Origin of the sequence: Candidatus Accumulibacter cognatus, from assembly GCF_000584975.1 — a bacterium.
In the GTDB taxonomy this organism is placed as follows: Bacteria; Pseudomonadota; Gammaproteobacteria; order Burkholderiales; family Rhodocyclaceae; genus Accumulibacter; species Accumulibacter cognatus.
On the sequence record NZ_JDST02000075.1, the window covers coordinates 13,114 to 27,898 of the forward strand.

At 68.6% G+C, this 14,785-nt stretch carries 10 protein-coding genes; 1 reads left to right on the forward strand and 9 read right to left on the reverse strand.

What is annotated here, in order from left to right:
* Positions 1-9 precede the first annotated feature (9 nt).
* Together folE2 and AW06_RS14275 are read right to left on the reverse strand one after the other, a co-directional pair.
* Complete coding sequence (folE2, locus tag AW06_RS14270) at positions 10-810, reverse strand: GTP cyclohydrolase FolE2 (RefSeq protein WP_034951398.1); 801 nt, start codon at positions 808-810, stop codon at positions 10-12.
* A gap of 58 nt (positions 811-868) precedes the next feature.
* Positions 869-1,384: a glutathione peroxidase gene (locus tag AW06_RS14275; RefSeq protein ID WP_246148396.1), complete on the reverse strand. Its 516-nt coding sequence runs from the start codon at positions 1,382-1,384 to the stop codon at positions 869-871.
* Positions 1,385-2,148: 764 nt separating this feature from the next.
* Here AW06_RS14275 and AW06_RS14280 point away from each other — a divergent pair.
* Positions 2,149-2,856, forward strand: coding sequence for a hypothetical protein (locus AW06_RS14280; RefSeq protein WP_034951400.1), 708 nt, complete (start codon positions 2,149-2,151; stop codon positions 2,854-2,856).
* A 124-nt stretch (positions 2,857-2,980) separates the two neighbouring features.
* Here the strand turns inward: AW06_RS14280 and AW06_RS14285 are convergent, their stop codons facing one another.
* The 7 genes from AW06_RS14285 to AW06_RS14315 form a co-directional block, all read right to left on the reverse strand.
* A complete protein-coding gene (locus AW06_RS14285) occupies positions 2,981-4,186 on the reverse strand; it encodes a DUF3142 domain-containing protein (RefSeq protein ID WP_273704724.1) in 1,206 nt (401 codons plus the stop codon).
* Positions 4,183-5,007: a DUF2135 domain-containing protein gene (locus AW06_RS14290; protein WP_138677544.1), complete on the reverse strand. Its 825-nt coding sequence runs from the start codon at positions 5,005-5,007 to the stop codon at positions 4,183-4,185. The genes AW06_RS14285 and AW06_RS14290 overlap by 4 nt, the downstream gene beginning before the upstream one ends.
* Positions 5,004-5,837 carry a DUF2135 domain-containing protein gene (locus AW06_RS14295; RefSeq protein ID WP_034951401.1) on the reverse strand — a complete coding sequence of 278 codons (834 nt, stop codon included), beginning with the start codon at positions 5,835-5,837 and terminating at the stop codon, positions 5,004-5,006. The genes AW06_RS14290 and AW06_RS14295 overlap by 4 nt, the downstream gene beginning before the upstream one ends.
* 5 nt (positions 5,838-5,842) lie before the next feature.
* Positions 5,843-7,471, reverse strand: a complete 1,629-nt coding sequence (locus AW06_RS14300; RefSeq protein ID WP_273704725.1) for a DUF2300 domain-containing protein — start codon at positions 7,469-7,471, stop codon at positions 5,843-5,845.
* A 68-nt stretch (positions 7,472-7,539) separates the two neighbouring features.
* Positions 7,540-12,183: an alpha-2-macroglobulin gene (locus AW06_RS14305; RefSeq protein ID WP_273704726.1), complete on the reverse strand. Its 4,644-nt coding sequence runs from the start codon at positions 12,181-12,183 to the stop codon at positions 7,540-7,542.
* Complete coding sequence (locus AW06_RS14310) at positions 12,117-12,836, reverse strand: DUF1175 family protein (RefSeq protein WP_034951405.1); 720 nt, start codon at positions 12,834-12,836, stop codon at positions 12,117-12,119. Before AW06_RS14310 ends, AW06_RS14305 begins: the two co-directional genes overlap by 67 nt.
* Positions 12,836-14,464: a DUF2138 family protein gene (locus AW06_RS14315; RefSeq protein WP_034951407.1), complete on the reverse strand. Its 1,629-nt coding sequence runs from the start codon at positions 14,462-14,464 to the stop codon at positions 12,836-12,838. Before AW06_RS14315 ends, AW06_RS14310 begins: the two co-directional genes overlap by 1 nt.
* Positions 14,465-14,785 lie beyond the last annotated feature (321 nt).

Below are 14,785 nucleotides of genomic sequence, written 5' to 3' on the forward strand. Positions count from 1 at the left end.
CCTCCCGGTTCAGGCGTTGTCGCCGTTGATCTCGGCGTAAGCGGAATGGTTGTGGATCGATTCGAAGTTCTCCGACTTGACCGTCCATTGCGCAATGCGCGGCTCGTTCATCAGGCGCAGCGCGATGTCGCGCACCAGGTCCTCGACGAATTTCGGATGGTCGTAGGCACGCTCGGTCACCCACTTCTCGTCCGGCCGCTTGAGCAGCCCGAAGATCTCGCACGACGCCTCCTCCTCGGCCAGCCGTACCAGTTCGTCGGGCGTCATGCCGGAGCGCAGCCTGGCGATGATCGTGATGTGCGAACGCTGGTTGTGCGCGCCGTACTCGCTGATCTCCTTCGAGCACGGACAGAGGCTGGTCACCGGCGCCACGACTTCGAGCGTCACTTCGGCTGCCTGCCCTGCGCGCTTGGCGACGATCATCCGCACGTCGTAGTCGAGCAGGCTCTCGACGGTCGATACCGGCGCCGCCTTGCTGATGAAGTACGGAAAAGCGAGTTCGATCTCGCCGCTGCTGGCGTCGAGCCGCAGCAGCATGTCCTCGAATAGGCGCAGCAGGCGACTGACGTTCAATGGCGCCCGCCGCTGTTCGAGGATCTCGACAAAGCGCGACATGTGCGTGCCCTTGACCTCCGGTGGCAGCCCGACCGACATCGCCACCTGCGCGACCGTGTGCTGCACCTTGCCGTCGGCGTCGAGCAGGGCGAGCGGGTAGCGCAAGCCCTTGACGCCCACCTTGTGGATCGCCAGTTGGCGCTGGTCGGCGCTGGCCTGCACGTCGGCGAGGAAGAATCTGTCTGGGGCGTTCATGGTGTGTTCTCCGGGGGAGGAAGGAAATGGGGACTCGATGACGGCGACAGCCGGATCGCTATTTGCCGAGAAATTCGTCGATGCGGGCGAGCAGTTCCCTGTCGTCCGGCCTGACGCGACTGCCGAAGCTCAACACCCGCGTGCCGCTGCGGTCGATCAGGTACTTGTGGAAGTTCCACTGCGGCGCTTCGCCGGTCGCCCTGGTGAGTTGCAAATAAAGTGGGCTGGCGTTCCTGCCGACGACGGTGGCCTTGGCGAACATCGGGAACTGCACCCCGTAAGTCAGCCGGCAGAACTCGGCGATCTCCTTATTGCTGCCTGGCTCCTGGTTGCCGAAATCATTCGACGGAAAGCCGACGACGACCAGTCCGCGCTCCTTGAACCGGGCGTAAAGTTTTTCGAGCCCATCGTACTGCGAGGTGAAGCCGCAGTAACTGGCGGTGTTCACCACCAGCAGCACCTTGCCCTGCCACTGGCAGAGCGATTGCGGCTTCTGGTCCTGCAGCGAAGGGAAGCTGTGCTTGAGGAGGGGCGGGCAAGAGTCGGCGGCAAGAACGGGCGAGGTGACGAAAATACCGGCGGAGAACGCGACGGCCGACAGCAGGCAGGAGCGCAGGCGGGTCAGCCCCAGGGCTTGCAGGCTGTCCACGACAGGACCAATCGAGCGGTGTGCCGGGGTCTCAGACGCCGCGCCGGAAGCCCTGGCAACGCTCCCGGCGAAGGTCCGCCCAGCGGCCCATCCAAGGCGTGGACGGGCTGGCGAAAGGGAGGGAAGGGCATCGGAGAAACTGCGGGCTGGCAGGCGAGGCATCTTTTTGTCCTGGACAATTTGAGGGTGTGTCGCAAATATAAGCGCGCAATTCGGGGATGTCAAGCCATTTTTGTCGTTTTGTCCATGACAAAATCAGAAAAATTGTCCATCCGGACCCGGCCTGCCGGCGAGCGCGACAGGAAGATCGGCGCTGCCCACGCGCAACCCGCCGAGGCCTTTGATGCGCTTCCCGGCCGCGGTGGGACTGGTGGCGCTGCGGCACTGTCGCGGGGCCGGGCGCCTGCACTCCCTCGCTGCCCCGCCCGACAGCGCCATCACGTGCGTGGCCGGGTCAGGCGCTCGGCAAGCCCTCGGCCCACGGCCGCAGCGCCGTCCCGGTCCACTGCAGCAGGCGCGCCTCATCGGCATCGACGCGTCCCACCAGGCAGCCCTGCCACCGAAACAAAGTGGAAACACCAAACCTCCAATATCCATCGGAATTTGGTTCGGAACACCGACCGTATCCCTTGTCTCCGCCTTGCGGGCACGCTAAATTTGCTTTTCGCGCCGCACCAAGGAAGGGAAGCATGACCTCGTTTCTTGCCCGCCTGCTTCCCAAGCCGGGAATCGGGCCGGCGCTTTACTGTGTTTGGGCGATCGTCGCCATCGGCCTGTCGATTGGCCTGTCCGGCCTGTCGCCCGAGAGCGTCACTCGCCTGCTGGTGATCGCGCTTCTCCTGGGCGAGTTGGCCTTGCGCCCGACGCTGGTCGGGGCACTGCCCGCACTGACGCCGAAAATCCGATTCCTTGTCCTGGGCATTGTCCTCGCCGCCGCGGTGGAGGGCATGCACATGATCTCGATGCCGGTCTTTCCGGCGCTGCGCATCGTCGGGGAGACGTCCTTCGTTCAGGGCTTGGTCCGCTATGCGCTCGACCTGCTGTTCACCCTGCCGGCCTACGCGGTGATCTTCTCGCTGCTCTGGTTCTTCATCAACCGCTACCGCTATGGTCTCTGGAACTACATTCTTGTCATGGGCCTGGCGCAGACGCTGGGCGACGGGGGGCTGTTCTTTTTCATCGATACGCCGGCCATGCTGTTCTTTCTGCCCTACCCGATGACCAACTACCATGCCATCAACGTCATTCCGTTTCTGGCGGTCCGCGATCATCTGCCGCCGGGGCGATCAGCAAGGGCTGTTCGCTACCTGGCGATTCCGGGCCTGATCAGCGCGTACCTGGTGTGCGGGGCAATCATCAAGCTGGTCGGCAGGCCTCTCGGCCTGGCGCCAGACTGACGCGTGCTCCTGAGTCGTCGCGGATGAACCGTCGACTGGGTCAGCCTGCGGTGGCGGCCCCCGGCCTTGCGTTGGCGGTGCGCCGCTCATCGCCTTCCCGGATCTGCCGCGCGCCCTTGATCAATCACTCGTCAATCTGGACGCGACCACTCCCCGAGGAGCATTCCACCAGTCCGACGATGACCTGATCACCAGCGCGCAACAGCGCCTGTTGGCTACGCAGGAAGACACTGTCGTCGCTTTCTCGTTCGAGAACATAGCCGTTCGTGCCGGCAATGCCGCGGCAAGGCGCCTTGACGATCAGGGCGGCCGGCAGTGGGCCGTCCATGGCGCCTTGATTCTGCAGCACGACGACTTGCTGTCCCGGCCGGTCGCCCGGCTGCAGTTCGCCGGTCAGGCGGACGGGTTTTTCGCGGTGGGTGATGACGGCGCGCCAGGTGGCCGGTGTCCACGCGCGCTGGTCGCCGGCAAGCGGCAGGCGGAACCAGACGACGCCGGCGAGATGCCGCGGCGCGTTCTTCTCGAGCCAGCGCAGGAAGGCCGAGACGCTGGCTGGCGCCGCGAACAGTTCGCGACCTTCCCTGGGCACTTCGCCGACACGCTCTGCCGCCCACGGGACTTCGCTTTCGACGGCGGCGATGCGGCCTCGCCCGTCAAGCACGAGGCGGGAGCCGTAATTGGGCAGCGCCACCCGGAAAGGCTTGTCGGTACGGCGGGCGAGGCCTGCCGTCCAGGCGCGCGCGCTGGCAGCATCGAACAGGCGGTACGCCGGTTTGTCGAGCGAATGGACTTGCAGCACGGCTTCGTCGACCGTCGCCAACAGGCCATCCAGTTCGCGTGCGCCCAGCCAGTCGGGCAGCACGGTCAGCGACAGGCGCTGGCCGGACGGCAGGGCGCGGCGCAGGGTGACGAGGAAGCGCGCGTAGTCGGCGAGCTGGCGGGTGCCGCAGTCGTGGTCGATTTCAAGCGTCGTCGATGTCGGCCAGTCGCCGCGCAGGGCGAGGAGGTCGGCCATCAGCGCGGCCCGGTCGAGCGTTGCCAGGGGCGCGGCGATGCGCACGACGGGAATCGCCGGGCGGTGACTGGCGGCGATCGCCGCCCGGTCGACGGCAATCGGCTGCCATCGACCCTGGCGATCGACCTCGGCGGCGAGGATCCGCCAGGCGCCCACGAGGTCGGCGGCATCGCGCAACGCTGCGGCCAGCGCGGGTTGCCAGCGACGCTGCCAGACGTAGGCGTCGTGCGCGATCGGCGTCGGCGCTGCCTTCTCCCCGCAGGCGGCGAGCAACACGGCCGCCAGAACCACCGCCCACGGGCGGCGCGCGTTCACGGAAAAACGAAGGACTTGACCAGCGTCAGTTCGCCGGGGCGGCGCAGGGGCACCCGGAAGACCTGGAGTTTTTCGTCGGGCGTGCCTTCGCGGGTGATGATGGCAACCTGGGCGATGGTGATTTCCTGGGCCTCGGCTTGCCCATCGCCCATGCCGCCGCCGAAGTAATTGACGTAGACCTGCCAGTTGCCATGCGGTGGCGAGGGGATCGCATAGATCTCCGGACCGTAGCCTCCGGTGACATCGACGTCGAGTGCGCCGCCGTTCTTGCCGAGACGCTCGCCGAAGAAGACGTGCTGGCCGTCCGGCGAGATAACGTGCAGGTCGATGTCGGTCATGTCGCTGTCCCAACTGAGGACGATGCGCAGACCGACACGCTGGCGCGCCAGGTTGGCGTCGTAGAAGTTGACGCGGCGCCCCTGCTTGCGGTCCGGGGTGCGCACTTCGAGGCTGCTGGCGCCGGGCGGAAAGGAGTAGGGACGCGCGAAGGAGCCGTCCGGGTTGACGCTGAGCGGCATGGCGACGCCATTGACGACCAGCAGGTGCGGTTGCTTCGTCTTCGCCGCGGTGGCGCCGGCGATCCTGCCGCGGATCGCCACGCCGAGTTCGCCGCCGTCCTCGCCACTGCGCGCGCCCCCGGCATTGACCCGGCTGGCGGGGTAGTGGACGTCCTGCATGTGCTGCGCCGGCTCGCCGCCGGAGTGCCGCCAGCCGCCGCGTGGCGCGTCGAGTGTGACCTGCGCCGGCGCCGCGGTGGCGGCGAGCAGCGCGCACCAGGCCAGGTGCCGGGCCAGGAACAGCGGCAGGACGAGGCGGCTCATTTTCTCTCTCCGTAACGCAGGGCGCGGACAAAGGTCAGGTCGCCGACGCGACGCAGGGGGACGAGCAGGGTTTCCTGGCGCTCGTCGGGGGTGTTCTCGTTGCTGACGATGGTGATGCGGGTGGTGATCAGCGGCTTGTCGTGCGCGTCGGCGTCGAAATTGTAGCCGGCGGCATTGAAGTTGCCCCAATAATTGACATAGACGAGATAGGTGCCGGGCACCGGCGTGGCGGTGGAAAAGATTTCCGGACCGCCGCCATCGACGCTATCGACGTCGAGACCGCCACCCCGGCGGAGCAGCGGTTGCGCCCAGAAAGCGTGTTCGCCGTCGGGCGTCAGGATATGCAGGTCGACCTCGGCGCGCGCATCGTCCCAGCCGAGGACGATGCGCAGCTTGCTGCGCGTCTTTTCGGCGTGGGTTTCGTAGAACTGCAGGCGGCGGCGCGCGCCGCCGGGGGCGACGATCTCGACACTGTTGCTGCCCGGCCCGAATGCCCAGGGTTTGACGAAGCGCCCCTGTTCGTCGGTGTACAGCGGCATGTCGATGCCATTGACGATCAGCCGGCCGGGCTGGCGATTCTTGCCGGCCTGCCGGAGTTGCCCCTCGATCAGCGTGCGGTTCTTCTGGCCGCCGCGGTCGACCGGCGGCTTCGGATAGGCGGCGGCGATGACCGATTCCCTGTCCTCGGCGAGCGCGCCGTTGCGCCAGCCACCACGCGGGCCGTCGAGCGCGATGCCGCTGTCGGCCGCCGCGCAGGCCGTGCAAACCGTGCAAGAGGCGGCGAGGAGGAACGCGGAAACGGAATGGCGGAAGATGGTGAGCATGGGCATCGCGATCAAGGGGTGCCGAGCAGCGAACGCGCCGTCTCTTCGACGAAGTCCTCGTCGCGGCCGCGCGGATGGTTGGCAAGCGCGAAATGCAGGTACTCGTGAGCGAGTGTCAGCCGTTCATTGGTGCTGCCGATACCGGTCGCGTAGATGCGGCCGCGTTCGATGTCGGCGTAGGGGTTACCGTGCTCGAGGCGGCAGACGCGCGGCAAGGGCACCGGTGCCTCGAAACCGGGGACGCCGGCCAGCCGCCGCTTCCAGCCGGCCTGGCGGCCAGCCAGCCAGTTTTCGGCGCGGGCCAGGGGCTGGCATTCGCCGGCATCGGCGTCGCCGGCGACAGTGAAGCCGGCACCGCCATAGGCGTGCTCGAGGATCTGGTCCCAGCGCGCGCCCTCGGCCGCGCCGGCAACGGCCGCCTGCCACGAAAGCTGTTGCGGCGCACTGCGGGTCTGGTGGTAGCGACCGGCAACGCCGCCGAGGACCAGGCCGTCGCTCCACTGGGCGACGCGCAGGCTGGCGCTGTCCGGCGGCGCCGGCGAAACCCGCTGGGTGCGGCTGTCGTCTTCGATCTCGTAGCAACCGCCGCCATGTCCGGCGTGCCGGACGAGATAGGTGCGCGCGGCCACCGCCAGCGCGCGCGCGGCGGCCGGCGGTTCCGCGCCGGCCTCGCGCTGGACGACGCGGGCGACGTAGTCATTCAGTCCGACGCGGCCGGTGATGACTGGCCGGCTACCGGGACGGCTCAGGCCAAGTTCGCCGCTGCTGGCGAAGAACAGCCGCCGGGCGTTAACAAAGCGGGCTTCGACGCGGCCGCGCAGCGGGCCTTCCGCTGCCGGACGGCCGTCGACGAGGACTTCGGAGAGCGGGTAACGGCTGAAGAAACGGACGCGAACGCAGTCTTCGTCGGGCGGTGTCGGCTGCGGCAGCGAGCCAGCCAGCCAGGGCGCCGTCTGCTCGATGACCTGGGCGCTACTGCCGCTGCCGCGCAACCACAGCGGCGTGCCGTCGCTCAGCCAGCCGGCGAAGCCGCCGATTCGCCGTCCCTTGCCGTCGTGCCAGCTCCAGGTCTTGACGCGCAGCCGGTTGCCCAGATGCGAGAGCAGGGGGCGGGCGCGCGGTTCGAGGCTGACGCGCTGCAGCGCCGCCATCGTCGTCCGCCGATGCTCGCCGTCGATCGCGGCGAACGCGGCGAGCAGGGAGGCGACGGAGACCTCGGTTGCCGGCTGCAGCTTGTCGAGGTCGAACAACCAGGCGGGCGCACCTGGCGCCTGACGCGTCCACCACGCACGCCAGGCCGCCGCCGACACGCCGAGCCGACGCGGCTTGAAGTAGAGTCCGCAGGACCTGGCCAGCGCCTCGTCGCGGCCGATGCTTTCGCCGGGCGCGCAGCAATACGCTTCCTCGCCGGGGTCGCCACCCGTGCAGCGGTAATCGCCGACGCTGCGCGCGCTGGCGCTCAGGTAGACATGCATGAACACTTTCCACAGGCTGCCGAGCGGTGTGTTGGCCGGCACCGCCATCGTCTCGCCGCCGGCCGCCGCGACGCGCAAGGCCGTGGGCGCTTGCGGATCGCCGAAAACCAGTTCGACTGCCGGCCCGGGGGCGGCCTTGGCGGCCTCGGCGGCCGCCAAGGACAAGCCCGCTGCCAGGCAGCAAATCAACCGCCGGGCAGGCGATGGGCGGGGTGACGGCCGCGAGGCGCGCATCACTTCACCTGCAGGCGCCGTTCCGCCACCGCCTCGAAAGCCTTCTCCTCCGGCTGATACATGCGCTGGAAGCGCGCCGGCGGCACGACGAAGCTGCCGCGGCTGCCGAAACGCAGCAGGTGACGGAAAACCCGGCTGTCGGCAAGCTGGTCGACGGGCACGGCGTAGGACAGTTCGCCCGGCTGATAGCGGGCCTTCTCCATCGGCACGACGGCGTCGCCATCGAGCCCACGCACGCGGATACCCCAGGTTCCGCGTTCGACATCGGCACCCGGCGGCAGCGGCACCTCGATCAGGCCGTAGCGCGGCGTTTGGCCGGCCGCGGGACTGAGCCGGACCTCTTCGAGATAGAGGTCGTTGGCGCGCAGATCGCCGTCGCTCGCGGCTTCTGCCCGGAACTCGACCGCTTCACCGGCCAGCGAGGCGCTGGCCGGGCCCCGCTCGCCGGACGGGCTGGCGGCTGCCGGGTCCGCCTTGATCGCCGGAGCGGCGACGAGGCGATAGAGGCGCCGTTCGATCTTGATCGGCAGCGTGCCCTTTTCCGGCTCGGCCGAGCGGTAACGGACGAAGGCGGTCAGCGGTGCCGGCGCTGGGCCGGCCAGGGAGATGACGTTGGGTAGCGTCTTGTCGGTCCACCGCCAGGTCGGTGCACCGAGCGGGCCGCCCTGCCGCTGCCAGTTGCCGGCAAGGCCCGGCGCCCCGCTTTCGGCCGGCGCGCTGCCGCCGAGGGCCTTGTTCCACCAGGCCAGCGCCAGGGCACGATCGAACGTGGCGGCGCCCGGGCCGAGCGTCGCCAGCCAGCGCGCCGCGTCTTCCTTGGCGACGCCCTTGCCTTCCATGGCCAGCAGCGCCTGGCCCAGCGCTTCCGGCTGGGCGCGCAGGGATTCGCGCGCGGCATCGATCGCCTGAGCCGTTTCGGGCGCCACGGCGATCTGCTGCTGGCGAGCCATCTGGCCGATCAGGACCAGGCTCAGGCCATCGGCGGCGGCCGTGTTGCTCAACCAGAGGCTGTTGCGACCGGGACTGACGGGCTTGACGGCGGGCAGTGCCGCGGCTTCGAGGAGCAGACCCTCGACCAGGGTGCGGACCGGCAGCTCCATTTCCGCCATGAACCAGACCGCCAGCACGCGCAGGGGCAAGGGCTCCTTGACCGCGTGCTTGCGGTAGGCTTCGAGGCTCTGCCGCCAGTGCGTCGCCGGCAGCGTCAGGCCGAGCGCGCGCGCGGCGTGCCAGTCGGCGTAGTAGGCGTAGGCGGTGAGCCAGCCGCTGTCGGTGGTTGCCGGCCCCCACCAGCCGAAGACCGCCTCCGGCCCGGCCATCTGCACCAGACGCAGGCGCTGCGTGGCGAGCGCCTGGGAAATCTCGCGCAGACGCGGCGCATCGGCGGGCAGGCCGCGATAGGCGAAGCTGAGCGGCAGCAGGCGGCTGGCGGTCTGCTCGACGCAACCCCAGGGGAATTCCAGGAGATCCTCGGCGATGCGGGCAAACTGTCCGGCACTCCCCTGCGCCAGGCTGACCCTGAGGTCGCGCGCATCGGCCGGCAGCGCGAGGCGCGTTTCGGCCTCCCGCAGATCGAGCGACTGGCTGCGCTCCGAGAGCCAGCCGACGGGCAACACGCTGATCGCCTGACGCAGGCTGTCGATTTCCTTGCCAGCCTGGGCGAGGCTGATCGCCACATCGCCCGAAACGGGTTTGTCCATCGGCAGCGGGATGTTGTTTGCCCCCGGTTGCAATTCGATCTCCCGGCGGACGGCCAGGCCGCCACCGTTGGCGGCGAGTTGTACCTTGGCAGCGGCGCCGGTCTGGTTGAAGGCGACGATGGTGGCGGCCGGCCGGTCACCGAGACGGAAGTTCGCCGGGCCGGTCCATTTGGCGTAGAAGTCCTTGTGCGACTCGATATGCCGCGTCTGCTGGCCGACCACGCCGGCGGCGGTGATCGCGCGCGCCGTGATGCGCCAGCGGGTCAGCGCGTCGGGCATGCGGAAGCTGACGCTGACCTTGCCGTCCTGACCGGTCATCAGGCTGGGCCACCAGCCGGCGGTGTCGGTATCGTCGCGGCGCGGGCGCTCGAGTACCTTGACGCCGCGTTCCGACGGTGAGCGGCGAACCGGCGCGCTGCCCTTGCCGGGCATTCGCGCCAGGTCGTAGCCGATGAACGACAGGCTGACGGTGGTGCGCACGTTGTTGCGGCGGGGGTGATAGAAGAAGTTGCCGATGCTGGGGGCGATTTCCGGTTGCAGCACGTAGATCATTTCGTCGACGACGCCGAGATTGACCAGTGCCGGCGTGGGCCGTCCGCCGACGCGGGTTTCCAGTTCGAGCGTGACGGTTTCTCCCGGCGCATAGCGTTCGCGGGGGCTGCGGATGGCGACGTCGACGGCCGGCACGGCGACGCGCAGCCCCTTGTTCTGGAAGACGTAGTCGCCGTTGGCCAGGTAGAGGACGGAAAAGGTGACATTCGGGCCGTATTCTTCCCGGACCGGGATGTCCGCCCGCCATTGCGCCGGCGCCACCTGGCTGACGCCGAGCCAGGCGGCTTTGCCGCTGAGCAGCGCGTGCGCCTCGACCTGGTCGCGCTCGAGGGTCAGCAGCGCATCGCCGACCGCTTGTGGGAAGGTGATCAGCGCGTGCGCCGTCTCTCCGGCCTGGTAGTTCTCCTTGTCGAAGACGATCTCGACGCTGCCGGGAATCGCCTTCATGCCCTCGCCGGAAACCCAGTGGCTGGTCGCCGCCAGCAGGTTGCCCCTGGCGTCACGCAGACTGACGGTGTAGGAACCGGGCTCGGGGAAGGCGAGTCGGGCGCTGTCACCTTCGGCCAGTACGCCGTCGCGCCGCTGCCTGTCCTCGAGACGGAGAATCTCCCAGCGCGTCGGCCGGCTGGCCGGACTGGCGTTGCCCTGCGGCGTGTAGCGGAAATCGACGCTCTCGCCGGGACGCGAGAAATAGGTGGGGGCGCTCAAGTGCCACAGCGTGGCGCCGCGCTCGATGAGGATTTCCTTGGTCGTGCGGACGCGGTAGGCGGCACCGTCCTGGGCCAGCAGGCTCAGGATGTAGCGGGCAGGATCGTCGGCCGGCGGCAGGCTGAAGGCCGCCAAACCGTCGCTGCCGGTCTTCAGTTCGTCGGCCTTGATGGCCACCGGGAACTGTCCGCCATAGCGCAGCTCGCCCTCGACCATGGTCAGCGGTTGCGCCCGCGCCGTCAGACGTACCAGCGCGCCGGCCACCGGTTTGCCGTCGGGATAGCTCAGGCGGATGCGCCCGGTGACCGCTTCGCGCGTCTTGAATTCGCTCTTGTCGACGACGACGTCGATCTCGAAGTGCGGCTTGACGTAGTCGGCGACCCGGAAGGCGGCGCCGTAGCTGTCTTCGCCCCTGGTGAAGACGAGTTCCCAGCCGCCAGCCTGTGCCGCCGCCGGCAGGCGGAAGTCCGTCTCGCCGCCCTTCGCCGAGTCATAGCGCATTTTGCGGGTGAGGACTTCGGTCCCCGCCGGGTCGACGACAGTGACGCTGAGCTCGCCGCTGGCGACCGGTTCCGAGCGACGGGCGCTCCGGAATTCACGGCCGAGGAACTTGACCTGGACAAGATCGCCCGGACGGTAGAGCGGGCGGTCGGTGACGGCATAGATCTTGGCGTTGTAAATCTCGCTGTCGTGGTAGAAGTTTTCCGAGATGAAGACCCCGCCCGCCGGATCCTGACCGTAGACATAACTGGTTTCGGGGCTGCTGGCGGGCAGGCGGACGACTCCGTCGGCAGCGGTCCTGCCACTCTTCAGGACGCCGACACCATCGCTCCAGACGACATCGGCGTCGGCGACGGCGACGCCATCCTTGCGCCGGGCGGTCCACACCAGCATCTCCGTGGCGGCGTTCTTGGTCACGGCAACGCTGTCGGAGACGAAAACCAGCGTCACGGCCCGGTGCTTGCCGACCGAGGCTTCGACCAGATACAGGCCGGGTGCCCGCTGGCCGAGGGGAACCCGGACATTGCCCTCGTTATTGGGCAGGAACTCGCTGCTGCTACCGGCCAGTTTGAGGTCGGCAGGCGGAACGATGGGCTTGGCGCGATGCACCGGGTAGCGGAAGCGGTCAGCCAGCGTCAGGCCCGGCAGGGGCGCGTAGGCTGGCGGGTGGCGCAGGCGGGTCGGCGTCAGGATCTGTTTCGGCGTCTTCAGATCGGGAGCCGCTGCGGTCGTCGCCAGCCGGGCCGCCGGCGAGAACAGGCGCTTCCAGGCGAAGCGGCTGTTGGCCCAGATCTTGTCCCAGGAAAGCTTCAGCATGTTGGCCATGCCCTCGGGCTGCGGCTTGGCCGGCACCTTGACGCGGTGCAGGTTGCTCTGGGCGCGCAGGAAGGCGAGCGGATCGGGGACGCGATAAATGGCGATGTCGACGCCGCCGTACTCCTCGAGTTCGGCCGAGTCGCGCTGGATTTCCAACCGTACCGAGGCTTGTTCGTCGGAAGCGTAACTGGTCTCGGCAAGCAGGAAGAACTCCTCGCCAGTGGCGGGGCGATAGTTCGAGTTTTCGGCCGCCATCTCGCCGGCCGTGCCGGCTCCGGCGATGCCGAGCAGCGCCAGGATCAGCGTGACAAGAAGGCCAGGCGATAGAAGCCGGCGAAATTCGGGTTGTCGTCGCGTGGTCGCCACCGTGTGTCCTTCCATTGCAGCAATTGGGCCGGCGTGACAGCACGCAGGCCGTTGTCATCGACCATCTCGGAAGGTCGCCGACGCCTGCCGGCACCTTGCGCCGCTGCGGCGGCAGGCGGCTGGCCGGTGTGATAGGCGATCCAGCTACCCATCCAGATCATCAGGTGCTGATCATCGCCCTGATCAAAAAACAGCAGATCGCCAGGCTTGCTCATGGCGCTTTCGCGGCCGAGCCAGCGGCTGTTCTTCTGCACCAGCGCCAGGGCGGTGACGAACGCCTGTTGGTCCCCCGTCAGCGTCGTCCAGCCGTTGAGCAGGGCCGCCTGTTCCGGGCGCAGGTCCACTTCCGGCGGCAGACGGCCGGTGAAACCGTTGGCCCGGCGCCACGGTGCGTCGTGCGGGCGCAGCGCTTCGCCAACGGCGAAACGGGCAAGGCCCGCGCAGTCGCGATGAAACCAGCGCGGCGACGGGCCACGGCGAATCTGGTCGGCGACGATCAACGCCATCCAGGCGCGAAAGCGGTCGGATTGTGTACCGTCGAGCGCGCCGGCGACGGGTGCTGTCGAAGACTCCGTGGTGAGTGCTGCCGCTGGTCGCCAGGCGCTGCCGAGGATGATCCCCCCGAGGGCGGTGACGAATCGCCGGCGGTTCATCAGCGGGCGATCTCCTGCAGCGGTCTGATGTCCAGCGTGACGAAGCCATCCCTGACGGTGGCCCCCGGAACGGCGACAAGCGCCTGGTGCTGTTTTCCCCAGGCCTCGAGGCGTGGCCAGAGGCGGCTCCGGGCGACCTCACGAAAGAATGATTCCTCATCCGCCGGCAGCACTTCCTGTACTTCCGAACGCAGTAGCCGGGCGAGTTGCGGCGGGTCGAAGACCAGCCATCCTGGGCCGTGCAGGCCGGGCTCGTCGCCGAGTGCCGCCGCCCGCTTGCCAGCGACATCCAGCGCCGCGTCGACCTGGCGACGGTCGGGAGAAAACAAGATCAGCCCACCGCGCCAGGCCAGCGCGGGTTCGAAGGCGCGCGCGCCGCCGTCGGGCGGACGAATGCCGTGACGCGACGCCACGGTGACGGCGTGAATCTGGCTTTCGCCATCCTTGCCCGAGGCCTTGATGCCCTTGGCAGCCCAGGATTTCTCCGCGAGGCGGGCCAGCAACTGTCCGGCATCGGGCGGTAAGACAGCCGCCGCCCGTGCGACGAAGAGCGGCGCCGAGAGGCGGGAGCCGGCAAACCAGCAGACCGCGGCGATCGGGTCCAGGGCCGCGAGGGTGATCGGCAGCGCGGCGTCCTTGCCGAGCAGCGCCGCCAGCGGCTCCGCGGTAGCCGGCCAATCGACCGGCAGGGCGGTACACAAGGCGGCGCCGAGCGGCACCGCCCGCCAGATGCCGGCGGTGTCATGAGCGGCGCTGGTGTTCGTCGGGAGCAAGCGCAGGTTGGCATGCCAGCCGCCATCGACGTAGTCGAGGCGCAGCCCGGCGAGCGCCGGCAGGAAGTGCGCGTAGCCCAGGGTCAGGGCCTGCGGACCGATCACGAAGGAATGCTGTGCCGTCGTCGAGACGGGCAGCTTCGACTGCCAGGGGTGGGCGCCGTGCAGCAGCTCGCCGAGAACCGCCTCGGCATCGCCGGTCAACGCGCCATTGCCGTCGAGAGCCAGTGCCGGATCGGAAAGAAAGACCCAGTGGTCGCCGCGTCCGGCAAAGGCCAACTGGCGACCACCGCCATAATCGAGCGCATACAGGCTGATCTCGTCGCCCGCCACGGAAAACTTGCCGACCAGCTTGAGCTGGCGATCGTCCAGCGCAATCCGGGCAAACGCTTCGCTCAACCGGGCGAGCAGGCCACGCTCCAGCCTGGCGACGAAGTGCTCGGGGCGTCCCCTGCCCGAACGCCATATCCCGATCTCCGCAGGTCCCGCCAGCAGGAGCGCGAGAAAACGGTCCTCGATGGCGACTTTGTGCTCGTAGGCGAGACGACGCAGGCTGCCCTCGAGCGATAGCCTCGCCTCATCCTCCTCATAGTGAAAGACCAGCTGTTCGTCCACCAGACCGGACAGCAGCGGAGCCGCCGCAACATCCTTCGGTACGCTGGCGAGATGGCTGGTGGCGAGCAGCATTTCCGGTTGCCGCAGGTCGACCTGCAGGCGCGATACGCCCTTGTAGCGAGGCACCTTGTGCCAGTAGCGGTAGGCACCGACGGCGAGGACAAGCGCCAGCAGGGCAAGGACGGCATAGAGCGCCGGGCGGCGTTGCCGAAGGGTAGGTGGAACCGACAGGCTCGCCATCAGCGGCCGCCGGCGAAGCCGCGGCAGGGGCGCGCCGGCACCCGCTGGGGACAGTTGGGGCACGCGCGGAAAAGGGGAACCGATGTCCGCGGTGTCCCACCTCGCAAACCGCCCCGCGCTAGCCGCGCTAAAGCACTCGTCATGTCACGTCCTCTCGTCATGCCGGCGGGCCGCTGTATCCGGCCCCGGCGGCTTCCGCATCGTCGGGGATGAATGTCAAAGTCGCGTCAGCGACGCATGAATCTCCTCTCCTCACTCGCGGGGGCGCAGGCGGGGCTTCGCGGAGCACCGCTCCACGCCGCCGGCCCGCGATGCAGCGCG

Coding starts and splice junctions, on each gene's coding strand:
- AW06_RS14310 (WP_034951405.1), bottom strand. CDS start 12,836: ATGAACCGCCGGCGATTCGTCACCGCCCTCGGGGGGATCATCCTCGGC.
- AW06_RS14290 (WP_138677544.1), bottom strand. CDS start 5,007: ATGAGCCGCCTCGTCCTGCCGCTGTTCCTGGCCCGGCACCTGGCCTGG.
- folE2 (WP_034951398.1), bottom strand. CDS start 810: ATGAACGCCCCAGACAGATTCTTCCTCGCCGACGTGCAGGCCAGCGCC.
- AW06_RS14280 (WP_034951400.1), top strand. CDS start 2,149: ATGACCTCGTTTCTTGCCCGCCTGCTTCCCAAGCCGGGAATCGGGCCG.
- AW06_RS14315 (WP_034951407.1), bottom strand. CDS start 14,464: ATGGCGAGCCTGTCGGTTCCACCTACCCTTCGGCAACGCCGCCCGGCG.
- AW06_RS14295 (WP_034951401.1), bottom strand. CDS start 5,837: ATGCCCATGCTCACCATCTTCCGCCATTCCGTTTCCGCGTTCCTCCTC.